This window comes from Ideonella sp., assembly GCF_044358605.1.
Lineage (GTDB): Bacteria > Pseudomonadota > Gammaproteobacteria > Burkholderiales > Burkholderiaceae_C > Ideonella.
This window is the reverse complement of sequence record NZ_JBIKNQ010000006.1, coordinates 75,681-96,930: the sequence shown is the minus strand read 5'-3', so window position 1 is coordinate 96,930 and position 21,250 is coordinate 75,681. Positions and strand designations below refer to the sequence as shown.

23 protein-coding genes and 1 pseudogene are annotated in these 21,250 nt (G+C 64.7%); 7 read left to right on the top strand and 17 right to left on the bottom strand.

Annotation, left to right across the window (positions count from 1 at the left end; translation table 11 throughout):
- Nucleotides 1-19: 19 nt before the first annotated feature.
- A complete protein-coding gene (locus ACIQ3Q_RS03870) occupies nucleotides 20-595 on the bottom strand; it encodes a GNAT family N-acetyltransferase (protein WP_396267659.1) in 576 nt (191 codons plus the stop codon).
- A complete protein-coding gene (locus ACIQ3Q_RS03865) occupies nucleotides 592-1,869 on the bottom strand; it encodes an MFS transporter (RefSeq protein WP_396267658.1) in 1,278 nt (425 codons plus the stop codon). Before ACIQ3Q_RS03865 ends, ACIQ3Q_RS03870 begins: the two co-directional genes overlap by 4 nt.
- Before the next feature lie 110 nt (nucleotides 1,870-1,979).
- Here ACIQ3Q_RS03865 and ACIQ3Q_RS03860 point away from each other — a divergent pair, with 110 nt between their 5' ends.
- Together ACIQ3Q_RS03860 and ACIQ3Q_RS03855 are read left to right on the top strand one after the other, a co-directional pair.
- Nucleotides 1,980-2,252, top strand: a complete 273-nt coding sequence (locus ACIQ3Q_RS03860) for a YlcI/YnfO family protein (protein WP_396267657.1) — start codon at nucleotides 1,980-1,982, stop codon at nucleotides 2,250-2,252.
- Nucleotides 2,249-2,569 (top strand): type II toxin-antitoxin system RelE/ParE family toxin, encoded by a 321-nt coding sequence (locus ACIQ3Q_RS03855; protein WP_396267656.1) that lies wholly within the window; start codon nucleotides 2,249-2,251, stop codon nucleotides 2,567-2,569. The genes ACIQ3Q_RS03860 and ACIQ3Q_RS03855 overlap by 4 nt, the downstream gene beginning before the upstream one ends.
- A 7-nt stretch (nucleotides 2,570-2,576) precedes the next feature.
- On the opposite strand, the gene ACIQ3Q_RS03850 is transcribed toward ACIQ3Q_RS03855, so the two are convergent.
- From ACIQ3Q_RS03850 to lptA, 4 genes are all read right to left on the bottom strand, one after another.
- Entirely contained in the window at nucleotides 2,577-4,013 is a 1,437-nt protein-coding gene (locus tag ACIQ3Q_RS03850; protein WP_396267655.1) for a class I SAM-dependent RNA methyltransferase, read from the bottom strand.
- 16 nt (nucleotides 4,014-4,029) lie between these two features.
- Nucleotides 4,030-5,562 carry an RNA polymerase factor sigma-54 gene (locus ACIQ3Q_RS03845; protein ID WP_396267654.1) on the bottom strand — a complete coding sequence of 511 codons (1,533 nt, stop codon included), beginning with the start codon at nucleotides 5,560-5,562 and terminating at the stop codon, nucleotides 4,030-4,032.
- Between the two features lie 83 nt (nucleotides 5,563-5,645).
- Entirely contained in the window at nucleotides 5,646-6,410 is a 765-nt protein-coding gene (gene lptB, locus ACIQ3Q_RS03840) for an LPS export ABC transporter ATP-binding protein (protein ID WP_396267653.1), read from the bottom strand.
- Nucleotides 6,407-6,997, bottom strand: coding sequence for a lipopolysaccharide transport periplasmic protein LptA (lptA, locus tag ACIQ3Q_RS03835; RefSeq protein ID WP_396267652.1), 591 nt, complete (start codon nucleotides 6,995-6,997; stop codon nucleotides 6,407-6,409). The genes lptB and lptA overlap by 4 nt, the downstream gene beginning before the upstream one ends.
- Before the next feature lie 100 nt (nucleotides 6,998-7,097).
- Between lptA and ACIQ3Q_RS03830 the strand changes: the two genes are divergently transcribed.
- From ACIQ3Q_RS03830 to ACIQ3Q_RS03820, 3 genes are all read left to right on the top strand, one after another.
- Nucleotides 7,098-7,934, top strand: coding sequence for an urease accessory protein UreD (locus tag ACIQ3Q_RS03830; protein WP_396267651.1), 837 nt, complete (start codon nucleotides 7,098-7,100; stop codon nucleotides 7,932-7,934).
- Between the two features lie 73 nt (nucleotides 7,935-8,007).
- On the top strand, nucleotides 8,008-8,412 hold the full coding sequence (locus tag ACIQ3Q_RS03825; RefSeq protein WP_396267672.1) for a nucleotidyltransferase domain-containing protein: 405 nt from the start codon (nucleotides 8,008-8,010) through the stop codon (nucleotides 8,410-8,412).
- A complete protein-coding gene (locus tag ACIQ3Q_RS03820) occupies nucleotides 8,402-8,821 on the top strand; it encodes a DUF86 domain-containing protein (protein WP_396267650.1) in 420 nt (139 codons plus the stop codon). Before ACIQ3Q_RS03825 ends, ACIQ3Q_RS03820 begins: the two co-directional genes overlap by 11 nt.
- 28 nt (nucleotides 8,822-8,849) lie before the next feature.
- Here ACIQ3Q_RS03820 and ACIQ3Q_RS03815 read toward each other — a convergent pair whose 3' ends face one another.
- The 8 genes from ACIQ3Q_RS03815 to ACIQ3Q_RS03780 form a co-directional block, all read right to left on the bottom strand.
- Nucleotides 8,850-9,287, bottom strand: coding sequence for a putative toxin-antitoxin system toxin component, PIN family (locus ACIQ3Q_RS03815; protein WP_396267649.1), 438 nt, complete (start codon nucleotides 9,285-9,287; stop codon nucleotides 8,850-8,852).
- The gene (locus ACIQ3Q_RS03810; RefSeq protein ID WP_396267648.1) at nucleotides 9,277-9,519 is read right to left on the bottom strand and encodes a type II toxin-antitoxin system prevent-host-death family antitoxin; all 243 of its coding nucleotides are present in this window, start codon (nucleotides 9,517-9,519) and stop codon (nucleotides 9,277-9,279) included. Before ACIQ3Q_RS03810 ends, ACIQ3Q_RS03815 begins: the two co-directional genes overlap by 11 nt.
- Nucleotides 9,520-9,596: 77 nt before the next feature.
- Nucleotides 9,597-10,301, bottom strand: coding sequence for an urea ABC transporter ATP-binding subunit UrtE (urtE, locus tag ACIQ3Q_RS03805; protein ID WP_396267647.1), 705 nt, complete (start codon nucleotides 10,299-10,301; stop codon nucleotides 9,597-9,599).
- 6 nt (nucleotides 10,302-10,307) lie between these two features.
- Nucleotides 10,308-11,192: an urea ABC transporter ATP-binding protein UrtD gene (gene urtD / locus ACIQ3Q_RS03800; RefSeq protein WP_396267646.1), complete on the bottom strand. Its 885-nt coding sequence runs from the start codon at nucleotides 11,190-11,192 to the stop codon at nucleotides 10,308-10,310.
- A complete protein-coding gene (urtC, locus tag ACIQ3Q_RS03795) occupies nucleotides 11,189-12,349 on the bottom strand; it encodes an urea ABC transporter permease subunit UrtC (protein ID WP_396267645.1) in 1,161 nt (386 codons plus the stop codon). The genes urtD and urtC overlap by 4 nt, the downstream gene beginning before the upstream one ends.
- 1 nt (nucleotide 12,350) lies before the next feature.
- Nucleotides 12,351-13,943, bottom strand: coding sequence for an urea ABC transporter permease subunit UrtB (gene urtB / locus ACIQ3Q_RS03790; protein ID WP_396267644.1), 1,593 nt, complete (start codon nucleotides 13,941-13,943; stop codon nucleotides 12,351-12,353).
- A gap of 149 nt (nucleotides 13,944-14,092) precedes the next feature.
- Complete coding sequence (gene urtA / locus ACIQ3Q_RS03785; protein ID WP_396267643.1) at nucleotides 14,093-15,358, bottom strand: urea ABC transporter substrate-binding protein; 1,266 nt, start codon at nucleotides 15,356-15,358, stop codon at nucleotides 14,093-14,095.
- A gap of 354 nt (nucleotides 15,359-15,712) precedes the next feature.
- On the bottom strand, nucleotides 15,713-17,353 hold the full coding sequence (locus tag ACIQ3Q_RS03780; protein WP_396267642.1) for a hypothetical protein: 1,641 nt from the start codon (nucleotides 17,351-17,353) through the stop codon (nucleotides 15,713-15,715).
- A gap of 222 nt (nucleotides 17,354-17,575) precedes the next feature.
- Between ACIQ3Q_RS03780 and ACIQ3Q_RS03775 the strand changes: the two genes are divergently transcribed.
- A complete protein-coding gene (locus tag ACIQ3Q_RS03775) occupies nucleotides 17,576-17,842 on the top strand; it encodes a DUF1778 domain-containing protein (RefSeq protein WP_396267641.1) in 267 nt (88 codons plus the stop codon).
- Nucleotides 17,839-18,336, top strand: a complete 498-nt coding sequence (locus tag ACIQ3Q_RS03770) for a GNAT family N-acetyltransferase (RefSeq protein ID WP_396267640.1) — start codon at nucleotides 17,839-17,841, stop codon at nucleotides 18,334-18,336. Before ACIQ3Q_RS03775 ends, ACIQ3Q_RS03770 begins: the two co-directional genes overlap by 4 nt.
- A 104-nt stretch (nucleotides 18,337-18,440) precedes the next feature.
- Here ACIQ3Q_RS03770 and ACIQ3Q_RS03765 read toward each other — a convergent pair whose 3' ends face one another.
- The 3 genes and pseudogenes from ACIQ3Q_RS03765 to ACIQ3Q_RS03755 form a co-directional block, all read right to left on the bottom strand.
- A complete protein-coding gene (locus ACIQ3Q_RS03765) occupies nucleotides 18,441-19,403 on the bottom strand; it encodes a response regulator (RefSeq protein ID WP_396267639.1) in 963 nt (320 codons plus the stop codon).
- Entirely contained in the window at nucleotides 19,384-20,031 is a 648-nt protein-coding gene (locus tag ACIQ3Q_RS03760; RefSeq protein ID WP_396267638.1) for a response regulator, read from the bottom strand. The genes ACIQ3Q_RS03765 and ACIQ3Q_RS03760 overlap by 20 nt, the downstream gene beginning before the upstream one ends.
- 167 nt (nucleotides 20,032-20,198) lie before the next feature.
- Nucleotides 20,199-20,885 (bottom strand): annotated as a pseudogene (locus ACIQ3Q_RS03755) (sensor histidine kinase); the annotation flags it as partial.
- Nucleotides 20,886-21,250 lie beyond the last annotated feature (365 nt).

The window sequence follows — 21,250 nt, the reverse complement described above, 5'->3', positions numbered from 1 at the left end:
GCGGTTGCCAGCCCCCGAATTACGCTCTATCCCTCTGATCCCTCTCCAAATACGCCGCCAGCGTCGCCCCCGGCTCCAAGGGCTTGACCATCACCCGCAAATCATTGAGGCGCCCGCCTGTGTCCACCGCCTCGCGGCGCTTCACTTCGATGTAGCCCTCGCGCAGCCAAAAGGCCTCGGCGCGGGCGTTGCCCACCACCACGCCCAGTCGCATCCAGCGCGCACCGCTGGCTTGAGCCCAGGCTTCCAGCGCCCGGTACAGCGCCGCCGCCACGCCCCGGCCGTGCCAAGGTGTGGCCAGCCAGAACAAGCCCAAGTGCCAGACCTGCGGAGCTAGAAAATCCGACAGGCCGATGGCCACGCCGATCAGCTCATCTTTGTCGGTATAAAGGCCCAGGCACCAGCGGCCCCCAAAAGGCATGTCGGGTGGCGGCAGCTCATCAAATTCTTCGGCCGCTTCATCGGGCTTGGCATGGCGACCATTGACGATCTGAAAGTACTCGGGGCTGGCGTCGAACAGGGCTTGCAGCGCGGGGATTTCGTCTCGGCGCAAGGGGCGGGCATGGAAGCCGGGCGTGTGGAAGGTGGCGGTCATGGTGGGGCAGGCTCAAACGCTTTCGGATAGGCCCGCTGATACCAGCCTTCAATCTCGTGGTGCTCCAGCGCCATGAAGGCTTTGTAGCCGGGCACGGCCATCAGGGCCAAGGAGGCCAGCGCGCCGATCAGGCCGAAGCTGATGTAGACGGCGGGCACGCTCCATTGCAGCAGGGCAATGCCCGCCAAGGCCGGCCCCAGGGTGGCGGCGAGCTTGGTGGTCATGATGGCGCCAGCGGTCATGCGGGCGCGGAAGGCCACCGGCCTTGCCAACATGCGGTGGGTCATGCCCACCAGCACCATGGCCGCATTGCACAGGCCCGCCACCGCAAAGGCCAGCAACAGCAGCAGCGGCTCGCTGGCCCAGCCTGCCACGGCCAAGGCGAGGCCTTGCACCAAGGCGGCGGTGATGCGCGTGGCATAGCGGCCTTGCCAGGCTACCCAGCGCTTGGCCAGCCACAGCGAGCCCAGCAGGAAGCCCAAAGACAGTGACGCCTCGCACAAGCCCAACCACAAGGCCGACAGGCCCAGCGACTGCACTTTGAGCGGCACCAGCAGCGTAAAGGTCGGAAAGAGGAACACCCAGGACACCGCGTTGACCAAGGTCCAGCCGCGCTCCACGGGCACGGCCCAGTTGGCCCGCACGCCGGCACGCATATCGGCCCACCACTGAGCGCGCGTGACGGGCTGCTTGTGCTGCACGCCACTGACGGGGAGCTGCCGCGCCAAGAGGGCGGCGGCCACCAACAAGCCGCAGTACATCCACAAGGTGAGCGCCGTGCTGGTGGCAGCTAAGACCATGCCGCCCAAAACCGGGCCCACCATGCGGCCCATGGCCTGGGCGGTTTGCTGGCGCAGCAGCGCCTCGGCCATGCGGGTGGGTGGCACCAGCTCGGCCACAAAGCTGGCCGAGGCCGGGGCGATGACGGCCATCGCTAACACAGGCACCACTTCAAAACTCAGCAAGGCCCACAACTGGTAATGGCCCAGCGTCGCCAAGCTCGCCGTGCCCGCCGCCGCCAGGGCAAACGCCGCCAAACCCCAGGCAATGAGCCGCCGCTTTTCAAAGCGGTCACCCAAGGGCGAGAGCAGCGGAATGGCCAGGAATGACACCGCCGAGACCACCACGCCATAAGTGGCCAGGTCGGCCGCGCCGCCTTCATGCACGATCCACCAAGGGATGACCACCGGCCCGACCATCAGCGCCAGCACCATCAGTGCGTCGCTCCAAAGCAGGCGGGAGAAGGCGGGTGGGAGGGCGGTGTTGTGAGGCACAGGTTCGAAGTGAGGCGGGCGCTTCAGGATAGCGGCATTTGGGCCTGTGTCCTCTTGCGGGGCCGCCTGCCAAGCGCTACAGTGATGCATCGCAAATGCAACGCACAACCATGAAAACCGCAAGTTTGCCGTCCCTGCGCGTTGATACCGCCCTGCGTGAGGCCGCCGAAGGCGTGTTGCAAGAGGGTGAATCGCTCAGCAGCTTGATCGAAACCGCCGTGAGAGAGACCATCTACCGAAGGCAAGCCCAAGCGGCCTTCATCGCGCGGGGACTGCAAGCACGTGAAGAAGCTCGCGGCAGCGGCGTCTATTTCGAAGCGGCGGATGTTCACCAAGCCCTGCAGGATCGCTTGGACGCCCGGCGCAAAAAGGTGCTGGGATGAAGGGGCCTTTTGCGGTGCGCTACAGCGCCGCAGCGCGGGACGATCTCTTCCGCCTCTACGACTTCTTGCTGGATCGGGCCCAGACGGCTGAAGACTTCGACGCTGCCCAGTCCACCATCGACGCCTTGCGCAGAGAGGTAGAGCAGCACTTGAGTCATCACCCTTTCATCTGCCGCAAAGTTGGAGATAACCCATTTTTAAGGGAACTTATCATCCCGTTTCGGCGCGGGGGCTATGTCGCCTTGTTCGAGGTTGAAGACGCGCACACCGTGACGATCTTGGCGCTGCGGCATCAGCGCGAGGACGACTATCACTGAGCGCCTCTCACTGCGCCCCGTCTTCCCCACCCTTGCGGTTACCCCCCGCCACCATGTCAAAGCGGAACATACGGCACTCGATGGCGCCGTTCCATAGGGGCACGCGGCGGCTTTCTTTGAGGCGCATGAGGCTGGGGAGTTTGGGCTCGGGCGTCAGCACCCAGGCGGTCCAGCCGGTGTACTGCTTTTTCCAGTGGGCAGCCAAGCGGGCGTAGAAGTCGCTGGCGTCTGCGGCGCCTTCAAAGGCTTCGCCGCCGTCTTGGCGCGGAGCGGGCTGGCGCTCGCGGGCATAGCGGCTGTCATTGCGGCCATCGTAGCGGTCGCCATAACGGTCATCTTCACGGGGCGCGTAGCCTTGTGAGCCCTGGCCTTGCCCCTTGGGCGCAATGCGCTCGCCGTAAGGCGGGTTCATCAGCAAGGTGCCGCGCTCGGCGGGGCAGGGGCGCTGCAAGGCATCGGCAGTTTTGAACTCGATGGCTCGGGCCACACCGGCGCGCTCGGCATTGCGGGTGGCAAAGTCGGTCATGCGGAAGCTCACGTCACCGGCCCAGATGGGCACGGTGGGCGCATGGATGGCGTCTTGGGCTTGCTCACGCAACTGGCGCCAGGGGGAGAGGTGCTCGCGGAAGGGCAGCAGGCGCTCAAACGCGAAAGCGCGGTTCAAGCCGGGTGCAATGCCGCAGGCCACTTGGGCGGCTTCGATGGCAATGGTGCCGGCGCCGCAGCAGGGGTCAAGCAGGCCGCCGTCTTGTTCGCGGCCGTGCCAGCCCGCTGCGGCCAGCATGGCAGCGGCCAGGGTTTCTTTGAGCGGGGCCTCGCCTTTGACCTCGCGCCAACCGCGTTTGAACAAGGCCTCGCCGGAGAGGTCCACACTCAGCGTGGCGTGCTCGGGCCCCAGGTGCAGCACCAGGGACAAATCGGGCCGGTAGGTATCCACGCTGGGGCGCTCGCCGCACAGATCGCGCAAGTGGTCGCAGACCGCGTCTTTGATGCGCAGCGAGGCAAAGTTCAGGCTGCGCAGCGGTGAGCGGTAGGCCGAGGTGTCCACGCGCAGGGTTTGGCGCGGGGTGATCCAGGCTTCCCAGCGCACGCCACGGGCGATGTCGTAGAGATGGTGTTCGTCTTCGTAGCGGCCCGAGGCCACTTGCCACAGCACGCGCTGGGCCAGGCGGCTGCCCAGGTTCAGGCGCATGGCGGTCTCAATGGCCGCGCTGGCGGGTGGGTCGATGTAGACACCGCCCCGGCTGGTTTCGATGACCATGCCTTGGGGCAACAGGCGGGCGCACTCTTCGGCCAAGAGGGATTCCACGCCCGCCGCACAGGGCAGGAACAGCGAGCCGCCCGGGGGCGGCTCGACACGCTCTGGGCGGTAGGAGCCGGGCGCGTTGGCCTCGCGGGGAATGCGGCGGGGGCCACCGGGCGGGCGGGTAGGAGGTGCGGTCATGTCAGGTTGGCTTGGCTCAAAGGGCCTTGCGCAGGTTGGCGGGCGCAATCTTCAGCGCCTCGCGGTATTTGGCCACGGTGCGGCGGGCCACCTGGATGCCTTGCTCTTCGAGCATGTCGGCAATCTGGCTGTCGGAGAGCGGCTTGGTGGGCGACTCTGAGGCCACAAACTGCTTGATCAGCGCGCGCACCGCCGTGCTGGAGGCATTGCCGCCCGCCTCGGTATTGAGCGAGGAGCCGAAGAAGTACTTCAGCTCAAACGTGCCTTGCGGCGTGGCCATGTACTTGGCCGTGGTCACCCGCGAGACGGTGGACTCGTGCAGGCCCAGCTCGTCGGCAATCTCGCGCAGCACCAGGGGCTTCATGGCGATTTCGCCATGGGTGAAGAAGTTCTTCTGCCGCTCCACAATGGCCTGGCTCACACGCTGGATGGTCTCAAAGCGCTGCTGGATATTGCGGATGAACCAGCGAGCCTCTTGCAAGCGCGTGGCCAAGCCGCTGTTGCTGCCGCCGCGCTGGCCCCGGATGGCCTGGGCATAGAGGTCGCTGATGCGCAGCTTGGGCATCACGTCGGGGTTGAGCATCACGCGCCACTGGCGGCCTGCTTTGACCACGATCACGTCGGGAATCACCACCAGGCTTTCGGCCGGTACAAAGGGGCGGCCGGGCTTGGGCTCGCAGTGCACGATGAGCTGCTGCGCGGCCTTGACGGTGGCCTCGTCCACGCCCGTCGCAGCGGCCAGTTTTTTGAGGTCTCGGCGGGCCAGCAACTCCAGGTGCTCTGCGGCAATCTTCAGCGCACAGGCGCGCGGGCCGCTGGGCGGGTGTTGCAGCAGTTGCAGCTTCAGGCATTCCGCCAAATTGGCCGCGCCTACGCCGCAGGGCTCCATGCTTTGCAGCCACTTCAGGCCGCAGCGCAATTGGCTGAGCAGGTTGTCGCGGCCGTCTTCGTCGGTGATCTCCAAAATAGCGGCCACGCGCTCGGCAATGTCCTCTAACGTGCCGTCGAGATAGCCGTCTTCGTCGAGCGACTCGATCAGCACTTCCACCGCGGCGGCGTCTTCGGCGCCCAAGCGCATGCCGCGCATTTGCAGGCGCAGATGGTCTTGCAGCGTGGGGCCGGCGTGGTCGCGCTCGGAGGGCTCAAAGTCGTCGTCGCCCGAGCCGCTGCCAGCATTGCTGGGCAGCTCACGAATGCCATCAAAGTCGTCGCGCTCGGTGCCGTTTTCCCAGTCGTCGCGGCTGGTGGTGCCAAAGTCGGCGCCATCAATGCCGCCATCGTCGCTGCCGCTGGCGGTGGGCTCGCTGCCCACGGCCTCGCCCGCGCTTTCATCGCGGCGCTCTTCGCTGCTGGGCGCGCTGGGGGCGGCCGGTGTGTAGTCGGGCACCGGGCCTTCGTCGTCCGGCTCCAAAAACGGGTTTTGCTCCAGCATCTGCTCCACCTCTTGGTGAAGCTCCAGCGTGCTGAGCTGCAACAGCCGAATCGACTGCTGCAACTGCGGCGTCAACGCCAGATGCTGAGACAGGCGAACCTGTAGGGTGGGCTTCATCGCGAACTCAGTGCGCTATGACTTGGCCTGGGGTCCGCGACAACCACTCGAACGGTGTCAAACATCCGGGGGGAACACATGGCTCACATGCGAAAGTGTTCACCAAGGTACACGCGGCGCACGTCCGGGTTCTCGATGATGACGTCCGGCGTGCCCTCGGCCAGCACCGCGCCTTCGCTGATGATGTAGGCGCGGTCGCAGATGCCCAGGGTCTCGCGCACGTTGTGGTCGGTGATCAGCACGCCAATGCCGCGTGCTTTGAGAAAGCCGATGATGCGTTGGATCTCGATCACCGCAATTGGGTCCACGCCCGCGAAGGGCTCGTCCAACAAGATGAAGCGCGGCTGGGTGGCCAGGGCGCGGGCAATCTCCACGCGCCGCCGCTCGCCGCCCGATAAAGCTGGGGCGGGAGAGTCGCGCAGGCTGGTCAGGCTCAGGTCATTCAACAAGCCATCCAGCTGGGCTTGGATGGTCTGGGCCGAGAGCTCGCGGCCATCCGGCCCCACTTGCAGCTCCAGCACCGCGCGGATGTTTTCATCGACCGTCAGCTTGCGAAAAATCGAGGCCTCTTGCGGCAGGTACGACAGACCCAAGCGCGAGCGTTGGTGAATGGGCATGCGGTGTACCGGCGTGCCGTCGATGTGGATGGTGCCGGCATCACAGCGCACCAAGCCCACCACCATGTAGAAGGTGGTGGTCTTGCCGGCGCCATTGGGGCCCAGCAAGCCAATGACTTCGCCTGCGCCCACCTCCAAGTGCACATTGCGCACCACGGTGCGGGCGCCATAGCTCTTTTTCAGCCCCTCGGCCCGCAACAGGCTGGGGGCTGCAGTGGGCGCCGTGCTCATCGAGCGGCCCCAGAGGCTGCGCTGGCCGCAGGCTCGGCGGCGGGGGTCTCACGCGGCACAAACACCAAGCGGGCCTTGCCCGGGGTGCCGGTCGTCGCGGTGCCGCCTTCAAAGGTGATGGTGTCAGCGCGCTGGTCATAAACAATGGTGGAGGCGGTGGCCTCGTCGGAGGCCGCTCCGGCACGCAGCAAGCGCAGCTTGGCATTGCCGATCAAGCGCACCCGCTCGGTGGCCCCGTCGTATTCAATGCGGTCGGCTTGGCCTTCGATGAACTCTTCAACCTTGTCACGCTTTTGGCGGAACACCGCCAAGCGGCCCGCACCGGCCTGGGCCGTGGCCAGGTAGCGCCCGGCAGCGTCTTCTTTGATCTCCATGCGGTCTGCTCGGATCAAGAGCGTGCCCTGGCTGACCGAGACATTGCCCTGCAGCGTGGTGATCTTCTTGGCCAGGTCCACCGACACGGCCTTCTGGTTGTCGCTCTCGACCACCAGGGGCTTGGTGCGGTCGGCCTTTTCAGCCCAGGCCGAGCCCGCAGCGGCGGTCGAAACGGCCAAGGCCAGCAGCAGGCGAGAGGAGGGGCGGGTCATGAACATGAGTACGGCACGAAAGTTGCATAGGATTCTAATAGCCTAGGGCCGTCTGGCCCAGCAACTTCACCAATGGCCTTTTGCACCCCGCCCGACCCCCATGCCCTGGCTCGCCACCCTCGACCTGCGCTACACCCTAGACGCCCAAGGCCGCACCATCAGCCAAGAGCAGCACAGCGGCCCCATGCGGGTGCTCAAGCGGCTCTACCCCGAAGGCCCGGTGCTGGCCCAGCATGTGCTGCTGCACCCGCCCGGTGGCTTGGTGGGCGGCGACAGCCTGACGCTGAACCTGCACCTGGCCGCCCAGAGCCAAGCGTTGGTCACCACCCCGGGCGCGGCGCGCTTCTACCGCAGCGAGGGCGAGCCCGCGCTGCAAACCGTGCACCTGCACCTGGCCGAGGGCGCTTGCTTGGAATGGCTGCCCATGGAGACCCTGGCCTACCCCGGCTGCATGGGCCGCAACACGCTCACCATGCAACTGGCGCCCGGTGCACGCCTGCTGGGCTGGGACGTGCTGGCCCTGGGCCTGCCCGCCGCCCAGCAGCCCTTTGACCACGGCGAGCTGTGCCAGCACCTGCACTGGCCCGGCGTTTGGCTGGAGCAAGGCCACATCGACGCCCAAGACCTAGCCCTGATGCACGGCCCCACCGGCTTAGGAGGCCACAGCACCCTGGGCACCCTGTGGCTGGCCAGCGGCAGCCCCTGGACAGACGCCGAGCGTGAGACCTTGCTAGACGCCGCCCGCAGCGTGCTCGCCAGCGCGCCGCACACCAGCCTGCTGTGCGGCGCCACCTCGCCCGACCCGCGCCTCATCGTGCTGCGCGCCCTGGCGCATCAGGTCGAGCCCCTGATGAACGCGCTGCGCGCGGTGCGCCTGGCTTGGCGGCCTCTGGCCCTAGGGCGGGCCGGGGTGGAGCCGAGGGTGTGGCGGATGTGAGAGGCCACCGAGCCCGGCGCATCTCCGCTAGCATGGCGGGCAAGACAACCCACCCCCACCCCGCGTGAGCCCATTGACCGACGCCACCCGTGCCGCCCTGCTGCAACAACTGCAAGCCCAAGTTCCTGGGCTGATGGCCGTTTACGCCTTTGGCAGCCGCATCACCGGGCAGGCCGGGCCGGACAGCGACCTGGACTTGGCGGTGTTGGTGGCGGGCTATGCCGACCCCGTGGCGCTCTGGCGCCTGGCGGGCCCGCTGGCAGACTTGGCGGCTAGCCCCGTGGACCTGCTGGACCTGCGTGCCGCCTCTACGGTGATGCAATATCAAGTCATCACGACGGGAGCGCGCTGGTGGGCCGCCGACCTGCAAGCCGATCTGTTTGAAGCCGCCATCCTCAGCGAGAAAACCGAGCTGGACACGGCCCGCGCTGGCCTGCTGAAAGACATTCAACAAAGCGGAGTGGTCTATGGCCGATGATGTGCTGATCAACAAAGCCGCCACCATCGAGCGCTGCGTCGCCCGTGCCCGCGAGGAATATCACGCCGACCCCGCCAGCTTTGCAAGCAACTTCACAAGGCAAGACGCTGCCATCCTGAACATCCAACGCGCTTGCGAAGCAGCGCTGGACATGGGCCAACACCTGATCCGCCGCGACAAGTTAGGCGTGCCCCAAAGCGCTCGCGATGTCTTCAATCTGCTGGCTCAAGCCGGGCACATTGAGCACGGCATGGCCGAGGCGCTGAAACGCATGGTCGGCTTTAGAAACATCGCCGTGCACGACTATCAAACACTGCAACTGGCCATCACGGTCAGCATCATCGAGCAACACTTGGATGAGTTTCTGGGGTACAGCCAGAGGCTGCTGAAGCTCGAAACCAAGCCTTAAACAAGGCCCGTGTGAAGGCCGGAGGGCGTCAACCCCAAACCTCGCGCGCGAGCGCGTCTGCAGGTGACGAGATGCTCACGGGCAAGGTCCCCGACAACACCAACAAGTCTTGATCGCCGGTGATCAAAAGGTGGGCTTGGGCCGCAAGGGCGGCGTGAATGAACATATCGTCTTGGGGGTCGCGGCTGAAGGTGCGCTGCATCAAGGCAGCCGGCGGGTCCACCCACAGCGCCAGGGCGCGGATGTCATGCACCAACGCTCGCCTATCCTCTAGGCTGAGGTAGCGATCAAACTTGGGCTTCCAAAGTCGGCTCTCCAACTCAGCCGCCATGGGCGGCGTCATCACGACACGGGCGTGCTCTAAGGCCCGACGCACCACGCTGGCAGGCGCGCCCTGGGGGGCCAGCGCCGCGCTGATCCAGACATTGGTGTCCAGAACCACGCGCGGCAGTGACTCAACTTTCATCGGCGAGCAACTGGTCGACTTGCTCGGCCGAGAGGTTCGCCGCGGCGGCGGTCTGGTCTAAACGGTGCTGCAGGCGGTTGGCGTAGAAAGCTCGCATGGCTTCATAGTCGCGCTCGCTGACCATCACCCCCACGACGCGGTCACGCCGTGTGACGCGCACAGGCTCGCTTTGGGCGAGGTCGATGAACTCCCCAAAGCGGGTTTTGGCTTCGTTGGCGGTGAAGGTCTGCATGACACACTCCTGCGCACCCTCTTTTGAGGCGCTCAGCGATCATATTAGCCGAATCATTCGATTCGTGCCAATAGACCCTAAATTGCCAGCCGCCCCCGCACCCCTTCTGCCTCCATGTCCTTGCCGCGCCCGCGCTGCACCACCTCGCCGCGCTCCATCACCAGGTAGTGGTCGGCCAGCTCGGCGGCGAAGTCGTAGAACTGCTCCACCAGCACCACAGCCATGCGCTCGCCCCGCCAGCCCACGTCGGCCAGGCGGCGCAGCACGCGGCCAATGTCTTTGATGATGCTGGGTTGGATCCCCTCGGTGGGCTCGTCCAAGATCAAAACCTTAGGCCCGGCAGCCAGGGCGCGGGCGATGGCGAGCTGTTGCTGCTGGCCGCCAGAGAGATCGCCCCCGCGCCGATGCAACATCTGCTTCAACACCGGAAACAGCTCGAACAGCTCATGCGGAATCGGCTCGCGGCCGGGCTTGGGGGCCAGGCCCATCGCCAGGTTCTCTTCCACCGTCAAGCGGCCAAAGATCTCGCGGCCCTGGGGCACATAGCCCACACCCGCGCGAGCCCGCTCATAGGGCGGCGCATGGGTGATGTCGCGCTGGCCCAGTTTGACGCTGCCGCCTTTGACGGGCACCACGCCCATCAAGCTTTTGAGCAGCGTGGTCTTGCCCACACCGTTGCGGCCCAAGATGACAGTGATGGCGCCAGCCGGCGCCTCTAGGCTGACGCCGCGCAAGATGTGCGAGCCGCCGTAGTACTGGTGCAGTTGATCGACTTTGAGCATGCTGCGTCACCTCCCCAAATAGACTTCGACGACCTTGTCGTTGGCCTGAACCTGATCCAGCCGCCCTTCAGCCAGCACGCTGCCTTCATGCAGCACCGTCACCTTTTTAAAGCCCTGGGTCAGCGTGGCCACAAAGCTCATGTCGTGCTCCACCACCACCAAAGAGTGCTTGCCCTCCAGGGTCAAAAACAGCTCAGCAGTGCGCTCGGTTTCCTCATCAGTCATGCCGGCCACGGGCTCGTCCAGCAGCAGCAGCTTGGGCTCTTGCATCAAGAGCATGCCAATCTCCAGCCACTGCTTTTGGCCGTGGCTCAAGAGCCCCGCTTGCAGGTGGGCCAGGCTGCGCAAATGGGTGAGTCGCAGCACCTCGGCAATGCGGTCGAGATCCGCACTGTTGAGCTTGGCCCGCAGGCTGGCGCGGGCGCGTCGGTCGGCTTTGAGCGCCAACTCCAGGTTCTCAAACACATTGAGTTGCTCAAACACGGTGGGCTTTTGGAACTTGCGGCCGATGCCAATTTGCGCAATCTCGTTTTCGCGCAGGCGCAGCAGGTCGATGTTGGCACCAAAGCTGGCACTGCCCTGTTGTGGCCGTGTCTTGCCGGTGATGACATCCATCATCGTGGTCTTGCCCGCGCCATTGGGGCCGATGATGCAGCGCAGCTCGCCCACGTCCACCGTCAAGCTGAGTTGGTTCAGCGCCTTGAAGCCATCAAAGCTGACGGTGATGTCCTCCAGGTACAGTGCCACGCCATGCGCAAAGTCAGGCTGACCCGTGGCCAGAACGCGGCCAAACGCCGCCTCTCGGTCACCCGATTGCGTGGCTTTGGGCAAGGGTGCTTGGGCATGGGCCTCGCGCTGGCGCGCGCCGGCCTCCAAGAGTTCGGGCGTCATGCGCGGCCCTCCGGGGTGGCAGCGGGTGTGGGGCTATCCGTGGGTTCAGGCGCGGGCCTGCGCCGCAGCTTGTCTTGGATCTTGTTGGACAGCCCCATCAGGCCCTCGGGCAAGAACAAGGTCACGGCAATGAACAAGGCGCCCAAGAAGTAAAGCCAGAATTCAGGCACCACTTGGGTGAACCAGCTCTTAGCGCCGTTGACGAAGAAGGCGCCGACAATCGGCCCGATCAAGGTGCCACGCCCACCCACCGCCGCCCAAATCGCCATCTCGATGCTGGCCGCTGGGCTCATCTCGCTGGGGTTGATGATGCCGACCTGCGGCACATACAGCGCACCGGCAATGCCGCACATCACGGCGCTCAGCGTCCAGATGGCGAGCTTGTAAGCCAGGGGGTCGTAGCCGGTGAACATGACCCGCGTCTCGGCATCCCGAATGGCTTGCAGCACGCGGCCAAACTTGCTGCGCGTGAGCCAGCGCGCCAGCAAGAAAAAGCCCACCAGCGTCAGCCCCGTCAGCCCCGTCAGCACAAACAGCACGGTTCGCGTGCCCGGATGCGAGAGCGAAAAGCCCAGGATGCGTTTGAAGTCGGTGAAGCCGTTGTTGCCGCCAAAGCCCGTCTCATTGCGAAAGAACAGCAGCATGGCGGCAAAGGTCATGGCCTGGGTGATGATGCTGAAGTAAACGCCCTTGATGCGCGAGCGAAACGCAAAGTAGCCAAACACCCAGGCTAGCAGGCCCGGCACGGCCACAGCCAGCAGCATCTGCAGCGCAAAGCTGTCGGACCAAGCCCAATGCCAGGGCATCTCCTTCCAGTCGAGAAAGACCATGAAGTCCGGCAAGTCGCTCTTGTAATTGCCTTCGCGGCCGATCTCGCGCATCAGGCCCATGCCCATGGCATAGCCGCCCAGCGCAAAGAACAAACCATGGCCCAGCGAGAGGATGCCGGTGAAGCCCCAGATCAAATCAATGGCCAGCGCGCAGATGGCATAGCACATGATCTTGGCCGTGAGGCCCAGCGCATAGTCGCTGAGGTGAAAGGCGCTGTCCTCGGGCACCACCAAATGCAGCAGCGGCGCCAGCACCGAAGTGCACAGCAAGGCCGCCACCACAGCCGCCCAAGCCGGGCGGGAGAGAAAGGGTTGTGTCGTCAGCATGTCAGTGGCCCTCGGCGCTGCGGCCCGTCATGGCAAACAAGCCTTGCGGACGCTTTTGAATGAAGATGACGATGAACACCAGCACCATGATCTTGGCCAACACGGCACCTGCCAGGCCTTCCAGCACTTTGTTGATCACCCCCAGGCCCAGCGCCGCCACCACCGTGCCCGCCAATTGGCCCACTCCGCCCAGCACCACGACCATGAAGCTGTCGACGATGTAGGTTTGGCCCAAGTCCGGCCCGACATTGCCCACCTGGCTTAAGGCGCAACCGGCCAAGCCCGCCAGGCCTGCGCCCAGCGCAAAGGCATAGGTGTCGATGCGCGCGGTGGGAATGCCCACGCAGGCCGCCATGCGGCGGTTTTGGGTGACACCGCGCACAAACAAGCCCAAGCGTGTCTTGGCCATCAACAGCGCAACGCCCGCCAGCACCAACACCGCAAAGACGATGATGGCGATGCGGTTGAAAGGCAGCGTCAGGTTGCTGGCCACGGCCACGCCGCCGCTGAGCCAGGCTGGGTTTTCCACGGGCACGTTTTGCGCGCCAAACAAGGAGCGCACCGACTGCATCAGCACCAAGCTGATGCCCCAGGTCGCTAACAGCGTTTCTAAGGGTCGGCCATAGAGCCAGCGGATCACCGTGCGCTCCAGCACCGCGCCCACCAGGGCGGCCGTCAAGAAGGAGGCGGGCACAGCCAGCCAGAGGTAGTGATCAAAGGCTGCCGGCGCCAACTGCCTGAACAGGTTTTGCACCACATAGGTGGCATAGGCGCCGATCATCATCAGCTCGCCATGGGCCATGTTGATCACGCCCATCAGCCCGTAGGTGATGGCCAATCCCAGTGCCACCAGCAGCAAGATGGAGCCCAGCGACAAGCCGGTGAACAAGACGCCCAGGCGCTCGCCCCAGGCCAGGCGATCTTCGATGTCGGCAATGGCCCGGCGCAGGGCGGAGCGCAGCTCGGGCACGCTCTCGGCGCTGGGGTCTAAGCGCTCTTGCAGCAGGCTGCGCACCTGGGCGCGGTCACTCTGGGCCAGGGTGCTGATGGCGGCACGGCGCAGCTCGGGAGCGGGGTCGCTCAGCTGCAAAGCCGCGCGCAACTCGGCCAACTCGGCCTTCTGCGCGGGGTCGGTTTCTTGGGCCCAGGCTTTGTCGATCAGCGGCGCTTGTGCCGGGCTCAAGGCCTCGCCAAGCAAAGACTTCAAAGCCAGTCGGCGCTGGGTCAGATCAGGCGCCAGCAATTGCAGCGCGGCCTGCGCTGCTTGCAGGGCCGAGCGCAGGCGGTTGTTGTTGATCACGTCCTCGGCGTCCGCAGGCAGAGCGGCGGTCACACCGCTGCTGGCATCCACCGCTTGCCCGTCGGGCTGGACGATCAGGACCTGGGTGGGTGTGAGCTTGACCGCATCGTCCAGCAAGGCCTGCACCAATCTGGGCAGTCCCGCATCGGCCTGCGCCGAGGCCTCGGCCAGCGCAGCCAGGCGGCTGTCGGTGTCGCCCGCCGCGATGGCGCGGGCTTGCTCGGGGGACAGGGCGTGCGCAGGGCACCAGGCGGCCAGCAGCAAGGCTGCGGCCCACACAAGTCGTTTGAACATGGGAGATCCGGTGGCGCGTCGGCGATCCGTTCGGGCTGGGCCTAACTCAGCCCCGGCCCTTGGACGGGCTCAGGGCGAGCGGCCAGAGAACAGGTGGGCTGAACGGAAAGTCCTGAGTGGATCCATCCGTTCAGCCGACGCTGTAGGGCTTACTTCTTTTCTGGCGTGTTCTTCTTGCCCTTGTTCTCAGCGATGTAGTCGCTCCAAGGGTCAGCCACCACCGGGCCGGGGGTCTTCCAGACCACATTGAACTGACCATCGGCCTTCACTTCACCGATGAACACGGGCTTGTGCAGGTGGTGGTTCTCTTTGTCCATGGTGGAGGTGAAGCCGCCCGGTGCGGTGAAGGTCTGGCCGGCCATGGCGGCGATGACCTTGTCGGTGTCGGTGCTCTTGGCCTTGGTCACGGCCTGCGCCCACATATTGATGCCGATGTAGGTGGCTTCCATCGGGTCATTGGTCAGCGGCTTGTCCTTGTGGCCGGCAATCCCACGGGCCTTGGCATAGGCGCTCCACTTCTTGACGAACTCGGCGTTGGCCGGATTCTTCAGGCTCATGAAGTAGTTCCAGGCCGCCAAATGGCCCACCAGCGGCTTGGTGTCCACGCCGCGCAGCTCTTCCTCACCCACGCTGAAGGCCACCACGGGCACGTCCGTCGCCTTCAAGCCCTGGTTGCCCAGCTCTTTGTAGAAGGGCACGTTGGAGTCACCGTTGATCGTGGAGATCACCGCCGTCTTCTTGCCTTCAGAGGCAAACTTTTTGACCTTGGCAATGATGGACTGGTAGTCGGAGTGACCGAAGGGGGTGTACTCCTCGATGATGTCGGCCTCGGCCACGCCTTTGCTCTTCAAAAAGGCACGCAGGATCTTGTTGGTGGTGCGGGGGTAAACATAGTCGGTGCCCAGCAGCACAAAGCGCTTGGCCGAGCCGCCGTCTTTGCTCATCAGGTACTCGACCGCCGGAATGGCCTGCTGGTTGGGCGCCGCACCGGTGTAGAACACGTTCTTGCTCAGCTCTTCGCCTTCGTATTGCACGGGGTAGAACAGCAGCGAGTTCTTCTCTTCAAACACCGGCAGCACGCTCTTGCGCGACACCGAGGTCCAGCAGCCGAACACCACGGCCACCTTGTCTTTGTCGATCAGCTGCTTGGCCTTCTCGGCAAACAGCGGCCAGTTGGAGGCCGGGTCCACCACCACCGGCTCCAACTTCTTGCCCAGCACCCCGCCCTTGGCATTGATCTCGTCAATCGCCATCAGCACGGTGTCTTTCAACACGGTTTCCGAAATGGCCATGGTGCCGGACAGCGAGTGCAGCACGCCCACCTTGATGGTGTCAGCAGCCTGGGCCAGCGAGGTGAAACCCAAGGCGCACGCGGCAGCGGCCAGGGCGGTGAGGGAACGACGGGACAGCTTCATGATGAGGAGGGCTCCAAGGAGTTGAATGGCACGGAAGAATCGATGCCTTCAGCTTAGGAGCGATGGGTTCGCGCGGCCATACGCACAGTGGCGTAGGGTCGGCCCGTTCAGTGCGCATTGCATGCCGCCCAAGGAGCGCGCCAAGCCGCTGGGCGAGTGGCTCCGTTCATGTCCCCCGCCCGCGCCCCTCTGGGCCGAGGGCTCCGCCTTTACTTCACTGTGCCACTCGCCCAGCTGCTTCGCCGGTGTGGCGTTTCGCGCATTGGAATGCCATGACCTGACTGCCCTTGAAAGACCAGCCTTTCCGGACTCCGAAATTGCTCGAAGGGTCGGCCTAGACTCGAGCATCGAGTCCTATGTAACTCCCCTGGGACTCCAGTTACTCGCAGTGCGTGCGACGGCTGCATCCTCCACGGAAATCTCATCCAAGAGGGGCAGCTGCTTTTCGAAGGTCTCCGCACATTTTTCCGCGCGGGTCGAGTGGTACTTTGTGCACCTGCCTATGTCACGAAGACACTGCCCTGCCTCCTTTGGAAAGCGACGGGCGAACGACTCGAAGCGTATGGAGATCTGCTCGAGGCATTCGGCGGCGAACGCCTCGTTCTGCAGATCGATCGCAAAATCAACCAGCAGACCCAGTTCGTCCACAGAATGGGCTTGCTCGCGGTCTTGCAAGGCTTGCTGAAAGTTGCGCCTCAACACCTGATTCAAGGGGTGATTTGGCGCAGCTTGAAATCGTCGATTCCGGCCCGAGTAAGGCGCAGACTCCAACAACTTCATGTCACCCAGCCCCGACATGTGAGTTCGATAGTAAAAGTCACCACTGAAGTATTGGTATCGAGACAACCGCTCTCGCACCAGGGTGTCAAATCGCTCGAGAGCTTGGGCTTGGATAATGCTGCCCGGTGGGCTGTAGAAGGCCACTTCAATGAGGCGGTGGTGCCACTGGAAATGAACCACCGGTTCAAGCATTTTTTGTTGGCAACGCTCCCAAGCGCGGTCCAAACAAATCGACCAATACGCCTGACATGGGTCACCATACCGCAAGAGACAATAAAGCGAATCTGCCTCTAGTTCCTCATCAGCTTGCGGTCGTTCCAGCACCCATTGCGCCAGGGTCTCACAGGAGGCGTCCATGACCTTGCGCAACTGAGGCAGCACGTCTGGTAGGCATTTCGAGAATTCATGATCAGCAAACCCGACAGCACGAACCAAAAATTTTTGGGCTAAGGCTGGTCGTGCAAACTGCAGCAACAGGGCCAAACGAGTCAATACTTCAGGGTGCCCTTCAAGGAAAGAATCGAATCGTCGATCCTTCAGACGCAAAGCGTCCTCATCCAAGTAGCGCAGGGCAGCCGCCAAGTCTTGCTCGGCCACCTCCAGCAACAGGGCGGTCAGCACACCGCGGGATCGCCAATCTCGGTCGACCTTGATGTCACTGAGGCTCAGAACCCGATCGAGCCTGCGGGCTGCCGGTGTTCCCTTCTGCGTAAAGCTTTCATTGATTTGAGCTGACAAGCTTTCGGTCAATTGCCCATCTGGTTCAAGCCGCATGGCCGAGAGCAAGAAGCAGACTCCCATCAGCACATCAGCCTCTTCGCTGGCATGGACTTGGCGCAACAGGTGAGCAAGGAACCGACGACGCTGGACCCTCGACAGCCGTGCCTCAAGCGAAGCCAGTCCGCGATCGATCCGAGCCAGGGATCGGATCACCGCGTTTGGTTTGGGGGGAAGCTCTCGGCCAGAAATCGTATAGAAGACAAGGGCCATCTTGTACTCCCCCAAGTACTGCTTACTCTCGGAAAACAGATTGGGTCGGGCGATCAACCCGTACCGGCAGTTGGACTCCCATTCGGCCATCGCCACCAACACCTCCTGCTCGCGCGGGGTTGCAGCGGCGAATAACTGATCTCTGTTGGCGAGCCATTCCCGACGTTCGCTGTGACGCTCACGCAAATGGCGCGGAAGAAAGGCCTCTCGGCTGAGGATGGGCATGGCAATACCGACAAGAACTCGATCGTTCTATTGTCAGTGGCCGACACCACGCACGCTGGCGCGGCCTCACGCCACGACCGCACCCGCACCTTCTCCAATGCCAACGCCGCTGCGGCAATGTCGGCCCCGCATGCCCTGGCTACCTCAGCGCTTTGTGTTGACAACTGATACACAAACAGACTAGCATTTGTATATCTGTTGTGATGACACAAGGAAGCTGTCATGCGTGCCGCCGCCATCAATCTCCGTGCACTGCCAGAGCAACGTGACCTCATCGATCACGCAGCTCACTTGCTCGGGAAAAACCGCTCAGACTTCATGCTGGAGGCCGCCTGTGAGCGCGCCCAGGCGGTGGTCCTCGATCAGGTTCACTTTGGCCTGGATGCCGATAAGTTTCAGCAGTTTGTCGAGGTGCTCGATGCACCGCCGCAGCCCAACGCCGGGCTAGAGCGCCTGCTGGCACTGAAGCCTGTCTGGAACAAGGCATGAGCCTAGCGCTCATGGCGCCCCATGCGCTGACGCTCGCTCATCACTGCACCGACTTTTCTTGCGGCGAGCCGGTGCTGGATGAATGGCTCAAGCGTCGAGCGATGGCGAATCAGGTCAGCGGAGCCAGCCGCACGTTTGTGGTGGCCGATCAAGCGCAGGGCGTGTTTGGCTACTACGCCATGGCGGCGGGTGCCGTGTCTCACCAGCACGCCACCGGCAGTGTGCGCAGAAACATGCCTGACCCTGTGCCTGTCTTGGTCCTGGCCCGGTTGGCGGTTGATCTCCGCGCGCAAGGCATCAAGCTGGGCGGCTCCCTGCTGCAGGACGCCGTCCATCGCGCCCTCACCGTGGCGCAGCACACGGGCGTTCGCGCCCTGCTCGTCCATGCACTGCACGCGCGCGCCAAGCTGTTCTACGAGCACTACGGCTTCCAGGCCTCGCCGACCGACCCTTTGATCCTGATGCTGCGTCTGACGAGTCCGGCTAAGCCTTGAGGCCAGTAGGCCTGCAAGCTTCATCGCATGCCGGGATGGGCAGTCGCGGAGGAGGTGCTTCCCTGATAAGCATGACCAGGGGCCTTGCACCGACGATCTGCCCCTCACGCCACCACCCCACCCCGCACCTTGCCCAGCGCCATGGCCGCTGCGGCGGTGCGGGTCTCCACGCCCAACTTCTCGAACACATGCTCCAGGTGTTTGTGTACGGTGCGGGGGCTGGTGCCGAGGATCTCGCCGATGTCGCGGTTGGTTTTGCCTTGGATGACCCAGTAGAGCACTTCGCTCTCCCGTGCGGTCAGCGTCGGGTGGGCTTGCATCAGAGATTGCAGTAACGCCGTTTCTGAGGCCTCGCGCAGCACCAGCAGCCATTGGCCTTCGCTGCCGCCCTCTTCCTCCATAGCGTGCAGGGCAAAGTTCAGGCGTTTGGGGCCGCGGGTCACGGTGAAGGTCACGCTCTCGGCGCCGCCTCGGCGGCGCAGGGCCTCGCGGGCGATCCAGGCCATCAGCTCGGGCGGCATGGCCACCTCGGGCGCGTCGGGGAAGTACTCGCGCATCAGCTCGCGGGCCAAGGTGGTTTGCCACAGGCGTTGGCCTCGGCGCGCGCTGACCACCAAGGTGGCGTGGCCGAAGGCATCCAGCGCATGTTGGGCCTGGCGCTGGCTGCGGGCGGTGTGCAGGTGGGCGGCCATGCGGGCCAGCACCTCACGCGGGCGCAGGGGCTTGGTCACATAGTCCACGCCGCCAGCGGCAAAGGCGGCCAGCACATGCTCGGTGTCGGTCAGGCCGGTCATGAAGACCACGGGGATGGCGGCGGTGCTGGGCTCAGCCTTGAGGCGGCGGGCCACTTCAAAGCCGTCCATGCCGGGCATCACCGCGTCCAGCAAGATCAGGTCGGGCTGGGCTTGGGCGGCGCGCTGCAGCGCGGTCTCGCCGCTGGTGGCCACCAGCACGGTGTAGCCGGACTCATCCAGAGCGTCGTGCAGCACGGCCAGGTTGTCGGGGATGTCATCCACGATGAGCACGACATCATCGCGAGGGTCGTCATCAAAGTTCGGGGCGCTCATGGAGGGCTTTCGTCAGGGTCTGGGTCAAGGCATCAAGGGCATAGCGGTCGGCCAGGCCGCGCCAGGCTTGCCACAGGGCGGTGTGGTCGGGGTGCTGGGCGGCCAAGTCAGCCAAGGCGCGCTGCACGCCGCGCACATGGCCGCGTGAGAGCGCCTGTTGCAGGACACGCAAGTCGGCTTGCGGGGGCAGGGTTGGGTGGGGCGAGGGCCCTTCGACAAGCTCAGGACGAACGGAAGCTGCACTCGCTACCGTAGACATCACTCCAGGCGCGTCGCTCCACACCAAGGCCAGGCGGCGCTCTAACCAAGCCAGCAGCTCGCTCAAGCGCACCGGCTTAACCAAAAAATCGGCGCTGTCGAACGGGACGGCATGATCCAGTCCCTTATCAAATGCGTTGGCAGAAATGACGGCCAAGGGCGCGTCGCTCAAGCCCTGCTCGCGCAGGCGGCGAATGGTCTCCCAGCCGTCGATGCCGGGCATGGCCAGGTCCATGAAGATGGCATCCGGGCGGAGGTGCGCCAGGGCTTGCAGCGCAGCCTCGCCGCTGGCCGCTTGCTCGATCTGAAAGCCCAAGGGGGCGAGCCAGTCGCGCAAGAGCTGGCGGTCGGCGGCTTCGTTGTCGACCACCAAGATGCGCGGGGCACGGCCCTCTTCGGTGGCGGCACGCCGCCCCTTGGTGGGCAGGCTGGCGGGGCCAGGCCACTGCTGGGCACCAGGGCTGCGCGCACCTCGGGCAAGAACAGCTTGAGGCTGAAGGTGCTGCCCACGCCGGGCTGGCTGCGGGCATTCATCTCGCCGCCCATCAGGTCGGTCAGCATCTTGCTGATGGTCAGTCCCAAGCCCGTGCCCCCTGCCGCCACCGCACCCGCCGCAGAGCCGCGCACAAAGGGCTCGAAGACGCGGGCCAGCTCGGCGTCGCTCATGCCGGGGCCGGAGTCCTCGATCTCAATGCGGGCCATCTCTCGGGCATAGCGCACGCGGAAGACGACCCGCCCCCGGTCGGTGAACTTCACTGCATTGCCCAGCAGGTTGAGCAAGATCTGGCGCAGGCGGCGCTCGTCCCCGCGCACCACCTCGGGCAAGCCTTGTTCAGCCTCAAATTCAAACGCAATGCCTTTGGCCTGGGCCTGCAGTTGCACCATGTGGGCCAGCTCAGCCATGCCGGCGGCAAAGCGCAAGGGCGCAACCTGCAATTGCAGCTTGCCCGCCTCGATGCGTGCGATGTCCAAGGTGCCTTCGATCAGGCTGAGCAGGTGGTCTCCGCCACGCCGGATGACGCTGACGGCCTGGCGGCGGTGCGCGGGCAGGGCCGGGTCGTCTTCCAGCAGTTGGGCATAGCCCAAGATGCTGTTGAGTGGTGTGCGCAGCTCGTGGCTGATGGTGGTGATGTAGCGGGTCTTGGCCTGGTTGGCGTGGTCGGCTTGCTCGCGGGCGCGTTGCAGTTGCAGGTCGGTCTGGCGGTGGGCGTCGATCTCGCGCATCAGGGCTTCGGTCTGGCGCTCGGACTCCGCCTCGGCCGTGCGGCGGCTTTGCTGCGCCAGCACCCACCACCAGGCGGCCACGCCCAAGCCCAGGGCCAACAGGGCAGCCAAGATCAGCATGGCGTGGCGCAGGGCCGGGCCCAGCACGGCAGCGGCTTCGCCCAGCACGCGCAGCTCCAGTTGGTACAGCAGGGCCAGCACGGCCGCAGTGGCGGGTAACAGCAACATCAGGGTCAGCAGGTAACGGCCCAGCACGCTGGTGGGCGCGGGCAGGCCGCGCTGGGGCCAGGCCGCCTGCACCAGCCGCCAGCCCCAGTGGCTGAGCCGCGCCTCGGGCGGTTTGCAGCGGTCGTGGCAGCGGGCGT

Coding starts and splice junctions, on each gene's coding strand:
- ACIQ3Q_RS03870 (WP_396267659.1), bottom strand. CDS start 595: ATGACCGCCACCTTCCACACGCCCGGCTTCCATGCCCGCCCCTTGCGC.
- ACIQ3Q_RS03860 (WP_396267657.1), top strand. CDS start 1,980: ATGAAAACCGCAAGTTTGCCGTCCCTGCGCGTTGATACCGCCCTGCGT.
- ACIQ3Q_RS03855 (WP_396267656.1), top strand. CDS start 2,249: ATGAAGGGGCCTTTTGCGGTGCGCTACAGCGCCGCAGCGCGGGACGAT.
- ACIQ3Q_RS03850 (WP_396267655.1), bottom strand. CDS start 4,013: ATGACCGCACCTCCTACCCGCCCGCCCGGTGGCCCCCGCCGCATTCCC.
- ACIQ3Q_RS03845 (WP_396267654.1), bottom strand. CDS start 5,562: ATGAAGCCCACCCTACAGGTTCGCCTGTCTCAGCATCTGGCGTTGACG.
- lptB (WP_396267653.1), bottom strand. CDS start 6,410: ATGAGCACGGCGCCCACTGCAGCCCCCAGCCTGTTGCGGGCCGAGGGG.
- lptA (WP_396267652.1), bottom strand. CDS start 6,997: ATGACCCGCCCCTCCTCTCGCCTGCTGCTGGCCTTGGCCGTTTCGACC.
- ACIQ3Q_RS03830 (WP_396267651.1), top strand. CDS start 7,098: ATGCCCTGGCTCGCCACCCTCGACCTGCGCTACACCCTAGACGCCCAA.
- ACIQ3Q_RS03820 (WP_396267650.1), top strand. CDS start 8,402: ATGGCCGATGATGTGCTGATCAACAAAGCCGCCACCATCGAGCGCTGC.
- ACIQ3Q_RS03815 (WP_396267649.1), bottom strand. CDS start 9,287: ATGAAAGTTGAGTCACTGCCGCGCGTGGTTCTGGACACCAATGTCTGG.
- ACIQ3Q_RS03810 (WP_396267648.1), bottom strand. CDS start 9,519: ATGCAGACCTTCACCGCCAACGAAGCCAAAACCCGCTTTGGGGAGTTC.
- urtE (WP_396267647.1), bottom strand. CDS start 10,301: ATGCTCAAAGTCGATCAACTGCACCAGTACTACGGCGGCTCGCACATC.
- urtD (WP_396267646.1), bottom strand. CDS start 11,192: ATGACGCCCGAACTCTTGGAGGCCGGCGCGCGCCAGCGCGAGGCCCAT.
- urtC (WP_396267645.1), bottom strand. CDS start 12,349: ATGCTGACGACACAACCCTTTCTCTCCCGCCCGGCTTGGGCGGCTGTG.
- urtB (WP_396267644.1), bottom strand. CDS start 13,943: ATGTTCAAACGACTTGTGTGGGCCGCAGCCTTGCTGCTGGCCGCCTGG.
- urtA (WP_396267643.1), bottom strand. CDS start 15,358: ATGAAGCTGTCCCGTCGTTCCCTCACCGCCCTGGCCGCTGCCGCGTGC.
- ACIQ3Q_RS03780 (WP_396267642.1), bottom strand. CDS start 17,353: ATGCCCATCCTCAGCCGAGAGGCCTTTCTTCCGCGCCATTTGCGTGAG.
- ACIQ3Q_RS03775 (WP_396267641.1), top strand. CDS start 17,576: ATGCGTGCCGCCGCCATCAATCTCCGTGCACTGCCAGAGCAACGTGAC.
- ACIQ3Q_RS03770 (WP_396267640.1), top strand. CDS start 17,839: ATGAGCCTAGCGCTCATGGCGCCCCATGCGCTGACGCTCGCTCATCAC.
- ACIQ3Q_RS03765 (WP_396267639.1), bottom strand. CDS start 19,403: ATGAGCGCCCCGAACTTTGATGACGACCCTCGCGATGATGTCGTGCTC.